The sequence below is a fragment of the Vulgatibacter incomptus genome, from assembly GCF_001263175.1.
In the GTDB taxonomy this organism is placed as follows: domain Bacteria; phylum Myxococcota; class Myxococcia; order Myxococcales; family Vulgatibacteraceae; genus Vulgatibacter; species Vulgatibacter incomptus.
This window is the reverse complement of the sequence record NZ_CP012332.1, coordinates 4,044,400-4,062,696: the sequence shown is the minus strand read 5'-3', so window position 1 is coordinate 4,062,696 and position 18,297 is coordinate 4,044,400. Positions and strand designations below refer to the sequence as shown.

Annotated in this window: 11 protein-coding genes; 4 read left to right on the top strand and 7 right to left on the bottom strand. The window is 66.2% G+C overall.

All coding sequences use genetic code 11. The features are described 5' to 3' along the window. Positions 1–221: 221 nt before the first annotated feature. The 6 genes from wecB to AKJ08_RS17035 form a co-directional block, all read right to left on the bottom strand. A complete protein-coding gene (wecB, locus tag AKJ08_RS18890) occupies positions 222–1,370 on the bottom strand; it encodes a non-hydrolyzing UDP-N-acetylglucosamine 2-epimerase (RefSeq protein ID WP_157370781.1) in 1,149 nt (382 codons plus the stop codon). A gap of 576 nt (positions 1,371–1,946) precedes the next feature. Next, positions 1,947–3,116 (bottom strand): glycosyltransferase family 4 protein, encoded by a 1,170-nt coding sequence (locus tag AKJ08_RS17055; RefSeq protein ID WP_082343304.1) that lies wholly within the window; start codon positions 3,114–3,116, stop codon positions 1,947–1,949. A 179-nt stretch (positions 3,117–3,295) separates the two neighbouring features. Then, on the bottom strand, positions 3,296–4,570 hold the full coding sequence (locus tag AKJ08_RS17050; RefSeq protein WP_050727172.1) for a glycosyltransferase family 4 protein: 1,275 nt from the start codon (positions 4,568–4,570) through the stop codon (positions 3,296–3,298). Then, entirely contained in the window at positions 4,567–6,246 is a 1,680-nt protein-coding gene (locus tag AKJ08_RS17045) for a heparinase II/III family protein (RefSeq protein WP_050727171.1), read from the bottom strand. Before AKJ08_RS17045 ends, AKJ08_RS17050 begins: the two co-directional genes overlap by 4 nt. Before the next feature lie 14 nt (positions 6,247–6,260). Beyond that, the gene (locus AKJ08_RS17040; RefSeq protein WP_169788862.1) at positions 6,261–8,267 is read right to left on the bottom strand and encodes a bi-domain-containing oxidoreductase; all 2,007 of its coding nucleotides are present in this window, start codon (positions 8,265–8,267) and stop codon (positions 6,261–6,263) included. 389 nt (positions 8,268–8,656) lie between these two features. Further along, positions 8,657–9,799, bottom strand: coding sequence for a glycosyltransferase family 4 protein (locus AKJ08_RS17035; protein WP_050727169.1), 1,143 nt, complete (start codon positions 9,797–9,799; stop codon positions 8,657–8,659). A 798-nt stretch (positions 9,800–10,597) separates the two neighbouring features. On the opposite strand from AKJ08_RS17035, the gene AKJ08_RS17030 reads away from it, so the two are divergent. Beyond that, positions 10,598–12,805 carry a GumC family protein gene (locus tag AKJ08_RS17030; RefSeq protein WP_050727168.1) on the top strand — a complete coding sequence of 736 codons (2,208 nt, stop codon included), beginning with the start codon at positions 10,598–10,600 and terminating at the stop codon, positions 12,803–12,805. 75 nt (positions 12,806–12,880) lie between these two features. On the opposite strand, the gene AKJ08_RS17025 is transcribed toward AKJ08_RS17030, so the two are convergent. Then, positions 12,881–14,500, bottom strand: coding sequence for a DUF4114 domain-containing protein (locus AKJ08_RS17025; RefSeq protein ID WP_050727167.1), 1,620 nt, complete (start codon positions 14,498–14,500; stop codon positions 12,881–12,883). A 50-nt stretch (positions 14,501–14,550) separates the two neighbouring features. On the opposite strand from AKJ08_RS17025, the gene AKJ08_RS17020 reads away from it, so the two are divergent. The 3 genes from AKJ08_RS17020 to AKJ08_RS17010 all read left to right on the top strand — a co-directional run bounded on the left by AKJ08_RS17020 (position 14,551) and on the right by AKJ08_RS17010 (position 18,275). After that, positions 14,551–17,142: an O-antigen ligase family protein gene (locus AKJ08_RS17020; RefSeq protein WP_082343302.1), complete on the top strand. Its 2,592-nt coding sequence runs from the start codon at positions 14,551–14,553 to the stop codon at positions 17,140–17,142. Between the two features lie 170 nt (positions 17,143–17,312). Continuing rightward, positions 17,313–17,753 (top strand): hypothetical protein, encoded by a 441-nt coding sequence (locus tag AKJ08_RS17015; RefSeq protein WP_050727165.1) that lies wholly within the window; start codon positions 17,313–17,315, stop codon positions 17,751–17,753. Positions 17,754–17,762: 9 nt separating this feature from the next. Beyond that, a complete protein-coding gene (locus AKJ08_RS17010; protein WP_050727164.1) occupies positions 17,763–18,275 on the top strand; it encodes a hypothetical protein in 513 nt (170 codons plus the stop codon). The last annotated feature ends 22 nt before the right edge of the window (positions 18,276–18,297 follow it).

Here is an 18,297-nt window from a genome sequence, read left to right as displayed (position 1 = left end):
GCTCGAAAGGTTTGGTGGCCTTTTGAACGATCACTACCTCTCGATTCCACTTCTCGCTCACAACACGCGCAAGGTCCAGTACGTGTCGCTGTCTCCCTCCTGCGCCGTATCGGCCTTCAAAGTCAAGGTAGTTTGATACCTGGATTACCACCCGGCGGGCGTACTCTTCCCAGGGGACAGACGTGAGCGGCATCAGTAATCAACCTTCAGCAATCGCATGGTCAATCGGCTTTGGTCTGGTGTCGGGTTGGCGATGAGGACAAGAGGATCTTTGCGATTCGCTCCGACGCCGTTCCATCCCCGTAGGGATTGGCTCCACGGGCCATCTTTTCGAACAAAGCGGGATCAGAGAGCACGGCTTGAACGCCGTTGACGATGCCGTCTTCATTCGTTCCCACAAGCATCGCCACTCCTGCCTCGATCCCTTCAGGACGTTCGGTGACGTCTCGAAGGACGAGGATTGGCTTTCCGAGACTGGGTGTTTCCTCCTGCAGGCCACCGGAGTCGGAGAGGACCAGATGGGACCGGTCCATCAGGGAAACGAACTCAAGGTAGCCGAGGGGCGGCAGGAGATGGATTCGATCCCTACCTCCAAGGATGCGGCGAACCGGTCCATCGATATTTGGATTGAGGTGCACTGGGTAAACGACTGCAACATCCGGGTTCTGGTCTACTACACGCACAAGTGCGCGGCAGATTCCGTCGATCGTCCTTCCGAAGCTCTCGCGTCGGTGCGCGGTTACAAGGATGGGCCTAAGGCCATCTAAGCACCCGGCAGGTAGGCCGGGAATCTCCACCGCACGGGCTTGCGCCAGCGCCCTCGTTGCAAGAAGCGCATCGATAACGGTGTTGCCTGTAACCGTCACCCGGCTGTCCTCCACGCCTTCAGCGATCAAGGCATCTCTGGACCGTCGAGTCGGTGTAAACATCCACTCGGCGATCTGATCGATGAGCCGTCGATTCATCTCCTCCGGAAACGGAAGACACCGATCGCCAGTGCGCAAGCCTGCCTCGACATGAGCGACGGGGATCCTCTCGAAGAATGCCGCCATCGCCGCCCCGAGGGCTGTAGTCGTGTCGCCTTGAACAATGACGCAGTCGGGCTTGTAAGTCTGAAGGACCGTCCTCATACCGAGCAGAGTTCGAGAAGTGATGTCGAACAAATCCTGTCCAGGCGTCATCACTTCGAGGTTAACGTCTGGCTCGAGACCGAAGATGGCCAAAACCTGCGCCAACATTTCGCGATGCTGCCCGGTTGACACTACGAGCACCTCGCAAAGGTCCGTCTGCCCGCGAAGCTCCCGTACGACAGGCGCAAGTTTAATGGCCTCGGGTCGAGTGCCCATCACGACTAGAATTTTGCGCTTCATGGATTCTCCAATTCGAGGGGCTAGTTTAGGCCATGATTGGGGCCTATTCTTTTTCCCATCCTTTGTTCGAGCGAGGGCAATCCGGCGGTTGCATATGCTTAGTCGCTCAGGATCTCCCTAGGTCTAGCCAAAGCCGACCACCCCCATCCTCTCGCCTAGCAGGAGAGCCTCCATTTTGGGAAAAAATCTACTGCATCCTACCACAAAGTTGGAGGGATTTGTGGTGGTCTTCAGGTCGTCTCAGTGTCCCGCGGTGTCGATGGAGGTGTGGCAGGCAGCTCTTCATCTTCCAGGATGCGAAGCGCATCCCCGCGTTGAGCCGAACGATCCGCCAGCATGGGCGGCTCCTCACGAGCAACGACTCCATCAAGGGTCGATCCCCTGAACTCGCCGAGGCGGTCAAACCGAATCGGGCACCGAGCGGCGTGCTGCATCTCCGTACGGTTACCTCGCGCCGCGGAGTTCTTCGCGCCGGTCAAGCTTCGATGTGGAGGACTTCGAGGCTCTTAGAATCATTCTCCCACTTGACCCGCTGGTCCAATAACCTGTCCTCCTTTCGGGGATCGGGTCAAGTGGCTACGAACCGAGAGTCTCCCGATGGCTCCCGGAAAACAATGCCTCCCAGGGCTGCAGTGAATTAATCTCGCTCAACTTTTCGGATGCGTACGCTCGACACGAATCCCGCATGCTCTGCATTTCATGGCTCCCGAACGCCGCCAAGGTCCGTAGCGCCTCTTGGAACTTTTCATAATTGTCTAAAGACAGCGCCCATCCAACACGATTTGCTTCAAGTTCTAGCCAAGGCGTCTGATCGCTCACGAGGAGCACGCACCCAGAGCGAAGCGCCTCAATGCAAGCGTGCCCGAAATTCTCTCCCAGAGTTGGGAACAAAAACACGTCGTACGAACTGAAGACTTCCCCGACCTGTTCATGCGCTAGAACCCCGCGGTAGGTCACATTAATATTTGGAGGCAAGTCCCGAATTGCCACGACACACTGTTCCCAATACTGCTCATCCGCAATTGGCCCAAAAATATCAAAAGTGACCCTCGCATCCACGTCGCGGAGCAAATTGATCGCGAAATGCAGGTTCTTCTTCCTTGTGATCCGTGAAATAGAGACGATCCGCAACTCGCCCGGTCTCTTCGCTGCCAGACAACCACGTTCAATTTCGCCGTCATCTGGAGCAGCCAGGTTGGTCGCAACGCGGATTTCGAGACCGCGACCCATTATTCGCTCGATGTCCCTTACTTCGTGCAGTGTCGAAGCATGCCAAATCACGCCTTTGTGCAGCCCTGCCATTTTCGAGAAAAGAATAAAGGCGCGCTTCTTTGCCGCTTTGATCCCAAGAGCGCCCTCCGAGAACTCGCCTCGGGGAGCGAGGATCCAACGGCTCGCCCGCCGCCCGAAGAACTTTCGCAGGATGAGCGGAAGAATCGAGAACTCGGGATCAAAAAAGCTATTCAGGTAAACTACATCGTAGTCCTCGTGCAGGACCTCGGCGATGCGAATGAACCTTCCTTCAGGAGTGAGATAGCAAGCTCTGGCATTACCTAACTCGACCCACTCGTTGAGCGGGAGTCCGTCGTAACTCCCCTTGTCGCCCCTATCGCGATCGCCGCAAAGAATGTGGAACTGCAGCTTTCCATATAGGCTCGCGACCATGTTTGCGATTGACCTAACCGGCCCACCGGCGCGCTCGCCAGGCAAGTATACTCTCGCAACGACAAGAATCTTCTGTTTCATGTTGACTTAGCCAAGCTCAGTTTCGAAGAAAATCCGAACGTTGTTGGCATCCACCTTCCACGGGAATCGAAGGTCCGCTGCGGTGTCGTCCCACCCATGCGGCATCGCAGGTGAGCGAGCGGAGTCAAGCTGTAGGCGAGCAGAATCACGAATGAGAGGCAGAGGAATGCAACCGCCATTTATCCCCCCCCTACGACGACATTGGTCGGCGTGTGCTGCTCCGTCGGGCTGGCAATCTCGCGAAGGAGCCCTTCATATCCGGCCGCGATTCGCCTTCGCTCATAGTTCGCCAACGTGTACGCGAGACCGTTCTTGCCCAGGCGCGCCGTTTCGTCGCGGTCGTTCCGGAGCCGCTGGATCGCGACGACGAGCGCGCGAGCGTCTCCTGGCGGAAAGTGGATGCCCGCGTCCGCCCGCTCCAGAAGGCGTCGCGCCTCGCCGTCAACGCCGAGGAGGATCGGCGTCGCCGTCCCCATGGCTTCGAACATTTTCGACGGCAGGACCGTCTCGAAGACCGGAGAAGGCCGAAGCATGACTAGGCTCGCGTCTGTTCGCCGGAGGATGCCAGCGACGGCAGAACGTGGCACCCGGCCCTTGAATTGCACGTTGGTCAGCCTCATCTCTGCGACTTTTGCTTCGAGCTGGGCCCGCTCAGCGCCATCGCCGACAACAAGGAACTGCACCACCGGATCGTCCTTCAGCAGTTCGGCAGCTTCGAGGACCGTCTTTAGCCCGTGGGCCATTCCGATGGTGCCGGCGAAGGTGACGACGAACTTTCCGGGGTGCGGATCGTTCTCGCCTGTCGGATCATTCGGCAGCTCCCGGGGGTGGAAAAGCTCATCGTCCACGCCGTTCGGCAGGAAGGCAATCCGCTCCGGTGTGACACCCCGCTGCTGCAGGATTTCCTTGAAGGTCTCTGTGACGACGGCAACCGCGTCCGCGCGGCGATAGAGCCAGTGCTCGATCCGCCGCAGCATACGGAGTGCCGGGTGGCCCTCGCGCAGCGCCCCGACGGCGACGATGGAATCGGGCCAGAGGTCCCGGATCTCGAGGACAAAGGGCCTACGGAAGCGCGCGGAGAGCCAGGCTCCGGCGACGCCCACCAGCAGCTGGGGGCTCGTAGCAATTACGACGTCGGGCCGCTCGATCCGGTAGGTCCCGAAGATCGCCGCGCTGATCGAGAAAGACAGATACGCGAGCGAGCGCCGGAGGATTCCCTTGTTCGCCGCGATGTAGACAGGGACGCGGACCACGCGGACGCCATCCCGCTCCTCGACCTGGGGTCGGCCGTTTTTGTGGCCCGGGTAGATCTTGCCCTCAGGATGGTTCGGAAAGGTGGTGAGGACAGTGACCTCATGTCCTATGCGTACCCACTCCTTCGCCATCTCGGACACGCGGTTCGCCGGCGCGTTCGATTCGGGCGGATAGTACTGCGAAACGAAGAGGATCTTCATGCCTGTAAGCTCCAGCCCAATCGACCGGCTGCATCCGAGCGCAGGCGCAGGCGGCACGAGGGCGTTCGCGCGCCGAAGGCGTGCGAGATCGAGCAGGTCTCCAGGTCTAAGGTGCCGCTCTCGAGCGTGACCTGGATTCCCTTCGCGGCCTTCGGGTGGACGAGCGAGGCTCCTCGCGAATCGACCCGAACCTCGACATCTGGCGCGAGTGGCAGCGCAACCGAGAACTCGACCGGGAGCCGATCGACGAACCGAATTTGGGTGCCGGCAAATTCGATCGTCCGCTCCACCGGCATGGGCTTCGGTCCGAACGCCGCGGCGCGTAGGTCGACGCGCCAGCCGTTCGGCTTGGCCTCCCACCGCGCCGGCTCTACCGTTGGCCTCCAGCCGCACCGGAAGCGGCTCCAGATCTCCGCCTGCTCGCGGCCCTCGACGGACGGCGTGGCGTGAACCGACGACGCCCGCGAACGCAGTCGCCATTCTGTGTCGTGGTAGGCGTGCACGCCCGGGTCGACGATCATGCGCGTTCCCTCGACGTCGAGTTCAAAGGCGAAGAGGTCGCAATGCGCATGCCCAGGTTGATGCTTGGCGCCAAAAGGCCCGTGGGAGAGAAAGAGCGATAGCCCCGACGACTGAAGGAGCGTATAGCCACTCGTCCCTGCAGTCTGACGCGCCCAGCCTCCGGACTTGCTCACGTCGAGCAGGCCAGTCGAACGAATACCGACCGCAGCGGCGAATGCACGCAGGTCGTCGGAGCGAAGGGACGACGCAGGCGCGCTGTCGCCGAAAGCGGCGATCCGTCCGTCGACATGGGTCAGAACGTCCAGCGCGCCGAGGGCGCGCGCAGCGATGCGGACCAGCGCTTCGACCTCGGCACGGATTGCGGGTGTTTGCGCTTTTCGTGCGAGCTCGATGCAGACGAGCAAATCGCTAATACAGAGGAGGTGGTACGTCGGCGTCCGCTCCTCGTGTACGCCGTCCGCGCAGAACTGGGCATTCGCTTCGCGCACCAGCGCCGTCCAGGCAGAGGCAGCGACGCTGTCGGAAGCGGGTCCCTCGAAAAAGACGCTCGATACCGCTGCGGCAGCGCGGCTGCGCAGCAGGTGGTTGCCCTGCAGATGCGTCTCCTGGAGCCCCAGAATCGCGACTGCCGAAGCGCCGAGCGCACGCTCGATTCCCTTTCCGCCGATGAAGCCCCTGGCGGCAAGCGGAAGCAGCGTGAGCAGCCGTGACGCCAACGGATAAGCGTCCCAATACGGCGAATCGCCGGGATGATCCCAGGCGAGGTAGCGGTCAAGCCAATCGATCAAACGGCCATGGAGCGGATCCGCCTCGGGGAGCGTAGCAAGTGCGCCCGCGAACCATCCGAGCTGGTGAAACTCGTAGACGTAAAGAGGATCGTCGTGGGCGGGGATGTAGGGCGCGTCCTCGGGCAATGCCCCTGCGAGGCCCACCAGCGCGAGCTCGCCGCGACGCAGGGCTTCCCGCTGCTCGTCGCCGAATGCGGTGGGCGAGAGCGCGACTCCCGGCAGATCGGGAATGCGAAACGCCCAAGGCTGCAGCCGCGTGGCGACGTGCGGAGCAATCGCCCGGCGCAACCGGTAGGACGGCCGACCGACGATTTGCTTTGGGTGAAGGCCCGCAATGGTGCGGATCCATGTCCCCGCCGCGACCATGAAACTCTCCCCAACTAGCCCGCGATCGCGGGTGCCGGGGCGCTATCCCCTGCGTCCAGGTCCGCAAGTCGGACCGTTTCTCCAAGCTGAAGCGCGAGCGGCATCGCTAGCGTCGCACGGCTCACCTCGAACAACTCCTCGACAGGAATCGGCGGAGCCCCACCCTGCTTGATGGCCTCGACCAGCGCGACCACCTGCGCAACGTGGCCCTTGTCCTTCGCGAGGGTGCGGCTCTTCTGCTTCTTTCCGGCAGCGATTTTCACGAAGCTCGAGAAATCGTCGATGACGCAGACGCTCCCGCCGACGAAGAGCTCAAACCGCTCCTTCGGGAAGCTTCCATCGCCGATCGCCGTGTAAAAAATGGTGGCGACCGAGCCATCGGCGAACGACAGCGTCGTCTGGAAGTTCTCCGTGGCAGTGCCTTCGCGGCCGAAGCCCATCGCCGTCGCCCGCACCGACTCGATAGGCGAACCGACGATGTATCGAGCGAAATCGACGAAGTGGCAGCCCTCCCCAACCATACGGCCGCCACCTTCGATGTCGTCCGTGGTCCAGTGGCCAAGCGGAAGGGCGCCAGCATTCACGCGGATGGAGAGCATCGCCGGCGAACTGCTCGCGGCGCGCATCTCGCGCATCTGCTTCGCCATCGGAGCGAATCGCCGATTGAAGCCGACCTGCAGGACGCCAGGCGAGCGTGCCGCAGCGGCCTCGACCGCTGCGAGCCCCTCGAAGTCGAGAGCGAGCGGCTTCTCCACGAAGACGTGCTTGCGGGCGACCAGCGCCTCCGCAGTCAAGCGCGCATGCGTGTCGTGGCGTGTCGCAATGACAACCAGGTCGGTCTCCTGGTCCGCGATGATCGCGGAGGAGGTCTCGAAGATCGTGCCAAACCGAAAGGCCTTCGCGACCGAGGCGGCGGTGAAGCCTCTGCCCGTCGTGACGCCCCGGAGGTCGACCTTGCCGTTGAACGCGGGCAGGAGGACGCCGCGGGCGAAGGCACCGGCGCCGATGAACGAGACTGAAGGCCGCGCCTTAGCGATGGACTTCGCCTGCGGCTTCGCGGCCAGGCGCTCGATGGGCGCGGAGACCTCACCCCTGTACCGGAGGATGATGCCCATCGAAGGCTCCGAGCCGCTCTTGAGCATCTCATAGGCCTTCAGGCAGTCGTCGAAATCGTACCGATGGGTGATGAGAGGCTGGAGCCGTACCTTTTTCGCTGCGACGAGTTCCAGGAAGCTGCGCAGGTTCTCGGTCTCGGTGAAGCGGACGTAGCCTCGCGGATACTCAACGCCGCGTTCCTCGAACGCGGGGTCATAGCGTCCGGGTCCGTAGGAGCGCGATAGGCGAACTTCGAGCTCTTTGTTGTAATAGAGGTTTCGGTCGAACTCCGTTCTGACCGCCCCCACGACGGTGACGCGACCGCGATCCCGGCAGATGTCGCCGGCCAGAACCATGGGTGCGTTGTCGGCAGTCGACGCCGTTACGACGACACCGTCGACACCGTAGCCGTCGGTTGCATCGATGAAACGGTCGACGAGGTCTTCGCGGTTGAGGACCCAGGCCTCGGTCGCACCGAGCTCCTTGGCGAGATCTACGCGCGCTGGCGAGGGATCGGTGCCAATCACACGGCAGCCGGCGGCATTGAGGAGCTGGACGGTGAGGAGGCCCAACAAGCCCAGGCCGATCACCGCAACGGACTCTCCGAGCTCCGGCCGGTGGATGCGGACGCCTTGCAAAGCGATCGCGCCGAGGGTGGCGAACGCGGCCTCCTCGGCCTCGACGCCCTCGGGAACCCGAACGACTAGGTTCCGAGGGACGACCACCTCTTCCGCGTGGTTCGCGTAGCCCGCCCCCGCGCAGGCGACCAGGCTGCCAATTGGAAACTCCTCGGCCCCGGCCCCGGTGGCCACCACGCGTCCTGAACAGGCGTATCCGACCGGTACAGGCTCCCCGAGCTTCGCCGTCACGGTCCGATATGCGGCCGAAAGGCCATCCTTCTGGACCTTGGCCAGGACCTTTTTCACGAGGTCCGGGCGAGCTTTCGCCTTACCAATCAAGGATTTGGACGCCAGGTCCATGATCAGCTTCTCGGTCCCTGGCGAGATGACCGAGGCGAGGTTCGCAACGTGGACGCAACCGCGCCTGGGCCTGGGCCCGGGAACGTCGACGACCTCAAGTGAACCGTCATTTAGGGACTGAAGAAGCTGGCGCATTTCGTGGTGGGTTTTTACACGTCCCTAACCAAACGTCAATTCCACGACAGAGTGAGAAAGGCCCGAAGCTAAAAGCGTGCGGCTCCATTAAAGAGGCGGACGTTTCTCTTGATATTTCTGGATGCGAGGCTCTCTGTGACTCTGCAGGGCAAGCGGGTTCCGCCCCACCCGCACGGCAACCGAACGTCCCATGCGGGTCGCTAGCCGGTAGCGCGAGTGATCTCGTCATTCTTTGCGGAGACGTCGCTAACGTCCATCAAGACGTTCGCCTCGAAGCTATCTGCCTCCCCAGCCATATCCAGTTTGAACCCGTAACCCAGCTTTCGCGCAAACGAGACGGCTCCAACGAGAAGGGAGGCTAAGAGCGCGGCCGTTACCACATTGTTTGCCACCGTGAGCGTCAATGCTGCTACGGAAAGGACCATACAGCATCCGTAGAGGACGAGCGCCGCCTGCCTGTGGCTGAGTCCAGCATCCAGTAGGCGGTGATGAACATGGCCTCTGTCGGCACTGAATGGCGATCGGCCACTCAACATTCGGCGTGAGAAGGCGAGCGACGTGTCGAAGATTGGGAGGCCGAGCGCGACGATAGGGATCAGCAGTGCGACCGTGGTGGAGGACTTTTGGTTAACCTGTAGGGAGGTAGTCGCCAGAACGAACCCCAGGAACATGCTCCCCGTGTCGCCCATGAAAACCGTAGCGGGGTTGAAGTTGTAGAACAAGAACCCCAGCACGGCTCCTGCCAGTGCGGCGGAGAAGAGCACCATAAGGGGCTGTCCCCGAGCCACGGCGATGATGAAAGTCACGCCTATGGCGAAGAGCGCCACGCCTCCCGCGAGGCCATCCAGGCCATCGATCAGATTGACCGCATTGATGAGACCGATGATCCACATCATGGTTATCGGCAACGCCAGCCACCCAAGCGTAATCGGCTCACCGAATGGATTGGCGATGACCTCGACCCGAAAGCCAAGCTGAAACATCAACAGCGCAATGGGGATCTGGATGCAAAGCTTTGCCCAAGCGTTCGCGCCTCGAATGTCGTCGTAGATCCCGAGCGCAGCGATTGCCGCCCCACCAATGAACAATCCCAAGGCTCGCGACTGGTCGGCAAGGAACATCCGTCCGGTCGAGCTCTCGAGGACGAGCAAGCCCAGAAGCGGAGTGAAAAAGGCGGCAACGATGGCGACACCGCCAAGGCGCGGAATCGGCCGCGCGTGGATCTTCCGGGCCGAGCTGACGTGGTCCACGAAGCCCCAGCGCAGGGCCAACTGGCGAATGACAGGCGTTAGGACCGCGGCTATCCCAAGCGACAACCCAAACGCGACGGCAGCGGTCCTCATCGCGAGGCACCGCCCTCGTCGACTCCTCCAGGGATGTTCCTGCGGTGGCCTGAGACGCCGACTCCGCTGCCGTTGGGCGCTTTCACTTGCGACCCCCCACTTCGAGCCCCCAGTCTCCTACCGGTACGTCCAACCCGGTGGGCAACTGTTCGGTGGCGGACCCTACTCGGAGCGAATTCTCAAAGCAAGAAGGAGGGTATTCCCTTGAATACTGTCCCATAATCAAGGGATGGCGCAACTAAACCTGAGCACTGTCGGATGCGTGCCGCTGTGCGGAGGCCGCAGGGCTTTTGCTTGCCGCAGAGATCGATCGCTGTGCATTGGGCCGCCGACGCCAATCCACCATGCTGGATTGGCGCCGGGATGGTGGGTTTGGTGGTGGCGCGGGAGACTGCCCTGCGTCCGGTCCTCGGGGTCCAGCCGGTGGGCTTCCTGGACGACGACCCGGGCAAACATGGCCGCGAGATCCTGGCCCCGAGGCCCGGCACCCGAAGATGTTCATCGGCAAGGTCCGGCCGATCTTCTTCACCGGCCTGCCTGACGCGATCCTGCGGCTACTTTCGGTGGCGGACGCGGGCTTGCCGCTGACCTCCAGCGGCTCGTGCCTGAGTACACGCCGGTGGTGCTCGACGAGCGCCAGGCCCGCGCCACGGCTGATGGCATGGGCGTTCCGCCCGGCCGAACAAGGCGGTAGCCCTTCCGCCGTCGACGACACCACCGGTTGCGCCGCTACCCCCTCCCAGGTAAAAGCGCGATTTTGGACTATCCCGCGCCCGGGGGCGGGGAAGGAAGCGCGCGATGAACCCAGGAGCCGAGCAGAAGTGGTCCGCCCCAGCCCAGGAGGCGGGGGCGGAGCTGGAGATCGATCTTCGCGAGCACCTGAAGATCCTCCGCAAGCGCGCCTGGCTCATCGGGGGCGTGACGCTGGCGGCGCTCCTCGCCGGCGCCGGCTTCCTCCTCGTTTCGCCGAAGGTCTACCGAGCGCAGAGCTCGATCATCATCGAGTCGTCCTCGTCCCGCCTGCTGGGCGACAAGACCGAGCAGGTGGACTTCGCCGGCACGGACTACTGGTCGAACAAGGACTTCCTGGAGACCCAGTACAAGGTCCTCGCCTCGCGCGAGGTGCTGCAGCGCGTCGTGGACAAGAAGGGTCTGGACCGCGACCTCGACTTCCTCGGCGTGGCGAACATCGAGGATCCCGACAAGCGCGCGCAGGCGCTGGAGAAAATCGTCCCGGTTGAAGTGCTCTCGGACGCCCTGCGGATCGAGCCGGTGAAGAACTCCCAGCTCACGCAGATCACTGTGGACGACCGCGATCCCGCCCGCGCGGCGGAGCTCGCGAACGCGGTGGTGGAGGCCTACGTCGAGAGCAATCTGGACCGCCGGATGGAGGGCACCCGCGCTGCTTCCGCCTGGTTGGCGGACCAGATGGCGGACCTGAAGTCGAAGCTGGAGGCCTCCGAGCTGAAGCTCTACGACTTCCGCAAGGAGAACGACATCCTCTCCACCTCGCTGGAGGACCGCCAGAGCATCCTCTCGAAGCGCCTGAACACCCTGTCGGAGTCGCTGACGCAGGTGATGTCGCGGCGGGCGGAGCTGGAGTCGGCGATCGCGGAGGCGGATCGGGCGAAGAAGGAGAGCCCCTCGGATCCGCTCTGGGCGCGCAAGCTGCGGATGGTGGCGGCGAACCAGATGCTCTCGAACCTCCGGAACGAGTACGCGAAGCTCGAGGGCGAGGCGACGGCGATCGAGGAGCGCTACCTGGAGAAGCACCCTGCCCGCCTGGCGTCGCAGGAGAAGCTCTCGAAGCTGCAGGCCCGGATCGTGGACGAGATGGGCACGACGGTGGCGTCGCTGCGCTCGGAGCACCGCGAGCTCCTGGGCACGCAGGCGTCGCTGGAGCAGCTGATCGAGGGCCTGAAGGCCGAGGCCTTCGAGGTGAACAAGAGGGAGATCGATCAGCGCAAGCTGGAGCGCGACCAGTCGAACAACGAGCGCCTCTACAACCTGGTGCTCTCCCGCCTGAAGGACGCGGACCTCGCGGTGATGATGAAGGCGAACAACGTCCGCCTCCTGGACGCCGCGGTGGCGCCGCTGAAGCCGGTGAAGCCGAGGCCGGCGCTGGTGCTGGCGCTCTCGCTGCTCCTGGGCCTCTTCGGCGGCGTAGGCGCGGCGTACCTCGCGGAGATGCTCGACAACACGCTGAAGAGCGAGGACGAGATCGAGCAGGTGCTTCAGGTGCCCTTCCTCGGGATGCTGCCGACGCTGGCGCCTGCGGGGGCGAAGGCCGACGACCGCACGGACGACCCGGCGCGGGACATGTTCGTGGCGCGCAACCCGAAGTCGGCGCAGGCGGAGGCGATCCGCTCGGTGCGCACGAACGTGCTCTTCATGTCGCCGGACAGGGAGCAGCGCCGGATCATGGTGACGTCGACGAGCCCGCAGGAGGGCAAGTCGTCGGTGGCGCTGAACCTCTCGGTGGCGATGGCGCAGAACGGCGCAAAGGTCCTGCTGATCGACACGGACATGCGCCGCCCGCGCCTGCACCGCGCGGTGGGCGTGTCGAACGAGCGCGGCCTCTCGACGCTGCTGGTGGGCGAGGCGCGGCTGGAGGACGCCCTGAAGAGCACCGAGGTCGCGGGACTCTCGCTGCTGCCCTGCGGGCCTGTGCCGCCGAACCCGGCGGAGATGCTGCACACGGCGCGCTTCAAGGAGCTCCTGGAGGAGCTCGGAACGCGCTTCGACCGGATCATCCTCGACTCGCCGCCCCTCATCGCGGCGGCGGACGCGGCGGTGCTCTCGTCGCAGGTGGACGGGGTGATCTTCGTCGCCCGCTACAAGAAGACGACGAAGGACCTGGCCGCGCGGATGCTCCGCTCCCTGCGCGACGTGAACGCCCCGCTCCTGGGCGCGGTCCTGAACGACGTGGACCTGGGCAGCCAGGAGTACGGCTACTACAGCTACAAGCGCTACGGGTACTACGGCGACAGCTCGTCCGCGGCCTGATCCCCGGCCCGGGCCGATCGCCCACGCGGCGATCGGCCGACCGGGGCCGCGAGACACTGTCGACCCAACGGTCCGTTACCGGCGCACGCGGGCCACAGCAGGCCGGCGCCTGAGGAGCGCCAGCGCCAGGAGGCCAAGGCCAGCACCGCTCTCGCCGGCGGAGCAGCCACAGCTGCTGGAGTCCTTGGCGCCGTCGGCGGCGCTCCCGGAACCGCCCGCCCCCGGGCCACCGCCGCCGCTACCGCCGGCACCGGAGCCGGAGCTGCCGCCGGTGCCGCCCTGCCCGGAGCCGCCCGTGCCGGTCGATCCGCCAGATCCGCCGGTGCCGGACATGGGCACGCACGCACCGGCCACGCAGGCCTCGCCGCCGGGGCACACCGCGCCGGCGCAAGCGTCGATGCACTCGCCGCCGCGGCAGACGAAGCCGGAGGCGCACTCGACGCCAGCGCAGTCGACCGCCGCGCAGCGGCCGTCGGCGGCGCACACGGTCCCATCCGGGCACGGTGCGCAGCCGCAGGCGTCCTTGCACACGCCGGCGTCGCAGACCTGCCCCGCGTCGCACTCGACGCCCTGGCAGGGATCGACGCAGGCGCCGACCCTGCACACGTGGCCCATCGGGCAGGTGACGCCGTCGCAGGGGGCCTTGCACTCCCCGTCCACGCAGATGGCTCCATCGGTGCACCTGACGCCGGCGCACGCGGGCTCGACGCAGACGCCGTCGTCGCAGACGGTGCCGCCGAAGCAGCCGAACTCGCCGGGGAAGCACTTGGCGACGCAGGCGCCGCGGTGGCAGATCTGCCCGTCGGGGCAGATGGCGTCGTTGTCGATGACGCCGTCGCAGTCGTCGTCGAGGCCGTTGCAGAGCTCGACGGCCTTGGCCTTCACCTGGGGGGCGCAGGCGAGCCTGCCGTTGCGGCACTGCATGGTGCCGGCGCCGCAGACGCCGGGCAGGCCGGTGTCGCAGTCGGCGCCGCCGCCGGAGCAGGTGATGCCCTCGACGCGGGTGAGGATGTCCTCGAAGTCGTTGTCGCCGCCGGAGTGGAGGTCCTCCCACCCGAAGTAGAAGGCCTGGTCGTAGACGCCGCTATCGAGGATGAGGAGGTGGATGAAGCTGTTGGCCCCCTTGTTGTCGTCGTTCCACTGGGGCTCGGAGAAGTAGAGGAAGCCCAGGGTGGAGTCGCGCGGCCCGGTGGGGTCGAACTTCACGCAGTTGCCGGTCATGAGGCCGCTGCCCGGCGTGCCGTCGGCGTTGCGCTTCTGGGTGGTGGCCATGAAGAAGCCGATCTCGCCGCCGCGGTAGGCGGGATCGGCGGCGATGTCGAGGGTCTTCAGGGTGCCGACGCCGTCGTCACAGGAGAGGAACTCGTGTAGATCGCCCGGCTCCGGCCGGCTGCCGGTGATGTTGTACCAGCCGAAGCTGTTGTGCTGGCCGGCACCCCTCCCGATCACCTTGAAGGTGAGGCTGCAGTTGGGGTTGAAGCGCTGCGGGGTGGTCGCCACCCGGCTCTGAAGATCGAGGAGCTTCTCGGCCTTGCTGGCCCCGGCGAAGGGCTCCCCCTCCCCCACGAGGAAGTCGAGGAGGTTGAAGCCGTCGGGGATCGGAGCGGTCTCCCCGGGCTGAGTGAGAGCCGAGGCGTGGGCGGCCGCGGACAAGGCGAGCCCGATGAGGACGGAGCGCAGCGTGGTCGATTTCATCTTTTGGACTTTATCATGCGACCCATCCGGGTCCAAAATCGGTCCCTGAGATGAGAGTTCATTGGAGCCCCAACGGGGTTGCAGAAGCGCTGGCCGCGGCGGCGCTGATCTCGGCGCCCCTGGCGCTTGGGATGGTGCACCTGCCCGCGATGCTGGCGGTCTCGGGCGTCGGCGTGATCGCCCTCGGCGTGCTGGTCGTGGGCCGGGACGGACGCTTCCCCAGGGTGGGCTGGCTGCCGCTGGCACTCCTGGGCGTCTGCGCGGCGATCGCGCTCCAGCTCGTGCCGCTCCCGCCGGGAGCGCTGCGGCTGATCGCGCCGGAGACGGCGCGGGTGGCGGAGCTCACCCTCTTCGACGGCTCCGGCAGCTGGCGGCCGATCACCCTGGACCGGCCGGCCACAGCGGCGGAGCTGGCCAAGTGGCTGGGGTGGGCGGCGATCGCGATGGTCTTCCAGCATCGCGCGGCGACGGCCCGCGGCGCCCGGCAGCGCCTCCTCCTCTACGTGGCGATCACGGCGGGCGTGGTGGCGGCGGTGGGCCTGGGCCACTTCTTCGCCGGCGAGAAGCGCAGCCTCTTCGGCCTCTACGAGTTCCAGGCGGCGAACCCGATCCGCTCCACCTTCGGGAACCGGAACCACCTCGCGGGCTTCCTGAACCTGGGCGGGCTGATCGCGCTGGGGCTCGCGGCGGCGACGGAGCGCCGGTGGATGCGGATCGCCTGGGCGGCGTCGTTCGTGGCGTGCGCCGCGGGCACGGTGCTCTCGGCGTCCCGCGGCGGCTTCGTGGGCCTCGTGGCGGGAGTGGTGCTCGTGCCGGCGCTCGCCTTCGGCTCGGGGCGCCGACGCGAGTCGGAGGGCTGGCGGAGCTGGCTCACCCTGGGCGCGGCGAGCGCGCTGGCCGGCGGCGTGGCGGTCTGGATCTACCTGGAGTTTCCGCGGATCCTGACGCGAATCGCGACGATCCTCGCCCTGGATCCCGAGAACGACGAGGCGAAGCTCGAGGCCCTCTCCTCCGGCTGGCGCGCGGCGAAGGCGGGCGGGCTCGCGGGGATCGGCAAGGGCGCCTTCGAGACGGCGGGCCGGCTCTACCAGGAGAAGCCCTTCCCCGGGATGTGGTTCACCCACGTGGAGAACGAGCCGGTGCAGGCGCTGGCGGAGCTCGGATTCGTCGTGGGCGGGCTCCTGCTCGTCGTGATCGGCGTGGCCTGGCTGGGCCTCGCGGTCCGCGGCCGGAAGTCGTGGGCGGAGGCGGGCGCCGCGGCGGGCTGCTTCGCCCTGGGGCTGCAGAGCCTGGTAGACTTCAGCCTCCAGCACGCCTGCGGCCTGGCGATGATCGCGCTCCTCGCTGCCGCGAGGAAGGGCCGCAGCCGGCGCTCGGAGGAGACCTCTGCCGCACGGGCCGTGGACGACGAGCTGGAGGTCACGCCCTACGCCGGCCACCCGGTCGGCGCACGCGCCGCTTTCGGCTCGCGCATCCCGCGGCCGGGGCTGGTGCTCGCACTATCCGTAGCAATCATATTCACGCTTGGCGCCGCTGCCGCCTGGCCCGGCCTGGACGAGGACGGCGACCGACTGGTGGCGAAGGCGGAGGGCGCCAAGGACTCCGCCGAGCTCGAGCCCCTGGTGCACGCGGCGCTGGAGAAGCGGCCCGCGGATCACCTCCCGCTCGATCTGATGGCGACGCGCCTGCTCTCGGAGGCCGAAGGGCCGAAGCGGGCGCTCCCGTGGATCAACCTCCTCCTCACCGTGCAGCCCCACGGTCCAAGGGGTCACCTCCTCGCGGGAGAGGCCCTCGCGCGGCTCGGCCGCAACGGCCAGGCGCTCCTCGAGTACCGGACGGCGGCGCGGCTGGGGACGCAGACCATGACGCGGGTAGTGGAGATCTACCCCGACTCGGAGGCGATCCTCGAGGCCGCGCCCTCGGAGGCAGAGCCGGCGCGGCAGGCGGCGCACGCCCTCGCGAAGCTGCAGCGCAGCGATGACGCGATCGCGGTGGCGTCCCGCGCGCTGGAGCTCTCGCCCGAGGACGAGGGCCTCCTACAGGCGCTCTACTGGTTCGAGACCACCGCCGGCCGCCACGAGGAGGCGCTGGCCCACGCGCTTCGGATGCGCGGGCTGAACCCGGAATCCGACGCCGCTTGGGCAAACGAGGCCCGCGCGCTCGCGGCCCTGGGGCGCAAGGACGAGGCCCGCGCGCGCTACGCCGAGGGCCTCGAGCGCCTGAGGGGCTCGACCTCCCTGGTGTTCGGCCTGGCCCAGCTCGAGCTCGCAGAGAAGCGGCCCGCCGAGGCCCTGGAGGCGCTGAGCGGCTTGAGCGTCACCGTCCCGGTCACGACCCGCGTCGCCTACCACGAGCTGCGGGCTCGTGCGTTCCGAGAGCAGCGCGCCTTCCTGAAGGCCCGCGACGAGCTCCGGCTCGCGACTCGCCTGGCCCCCGATCGGGAGGGCCTGCGGATCGCCCTGGCCGACGTGCTGCTGAAGCTGGACCGGACGTCGGAGGCGAAGAGCGAGCTCGACCGCCTCGGCGACACGCCGGCAGCCCGCACCGCCCGCGAGCGCCTCTCCCGCCAGGCCGACCGCGATCGGGCCGCCAAGGAGGCCATCGAGGCCGAGCGCCTCGAGCGCGCCGCTTCGGGCAACTGAACGCGCGACGGGACGCAAACGACCCGCTCGGCCGCGCCCCACCCCGCCGGGCGTCGCCGCCACGCGAAAGATCCAGCCTGGAGCCGCCGAACGTCGCCCGCCACGCAGACCCAGGCCGGCCAAGGGGCTTTTTGGGGCGCGGCGGGGAGGCCCACGCTACAATCCCTCCGATGCGCATCGTCCTCGTCGCGTTGGGGCTGACGGCGGCCCTGGCGGGCTGCAAGCACACGTCCGCTCCCCCCGGCGAAGGCCTCGCCGAGATCGCGTGGACCTTCGAGCCGGGCCCCGGCGACGAGGGGATCCCGCCGGCGCGCGCGACGCTTCGCTACGACGGGACGGGCACCCTCGACACCGGAACGGGCCCCCGCGCCTTCACCCTGGGGCCGATCGCGATGACCGCCCTGGTGGAGGCCACCGAGAAGGCCCGGGCCTTCGCCGGGGAGCGCTACGGCGATCCCGCCTGTGCAAAATCGCACGGCTGCACCCATCACAAGGTCGAGATCCGCGCCACCAGGGGCGCAGCCTGGACCCTCGAGCAGTTCGGCACGACCGCGCCGCCGGAGGTGGCGGAGCTCTTCTTCAGTCTTCTCCACGGCGTCCGCCCCAAGTAGGGAGGTGCGATGATCGATCGCGATCCGAGCGAGCTCGTCCCCAAGCTCGGCGTGGCCCCGGGCTGCAAGGTGGCGCTGGCTCCGGAGATCTTTCTCCTGGCCGCCCCTCTGCGCCTCGCGGGCTGCCGCGTCGTCTCGGCCCGCGCTCCCGTGCCGAACGCGGCGCTGACGATCATCTACGCGCTCTCGAAGGCAGACGTGCCGGCGCTCGCGGCCTTCGCCCACAACCTCGCGGACGTCTCGTCGCTTTGGGTGGCGGTGCCGCGCCGGAACGCGACTGTGGACGGGCTGCCTCCGCCGGAGGATCGGGCTGAGCTCGCGGACCTCCAGGCGATCTTCGTGCCGCTGGGGCTCACCGACAACAAGCTGCTCTCGTTCGGCACGATGCTCGTGGCCTACCGATTCGTGCGCAAGCGCGGCAGCCTCCGCGCGGAAGGCGGGCCGGACGCCGATCTCGATCTCGTGGAGGAGAAGAAGCGGAAGCGCAAGCCCGAGGAGCGGGCGGCGTCTCGACGCAAGTGACGGCCTGGCGCGGCGATCTCGC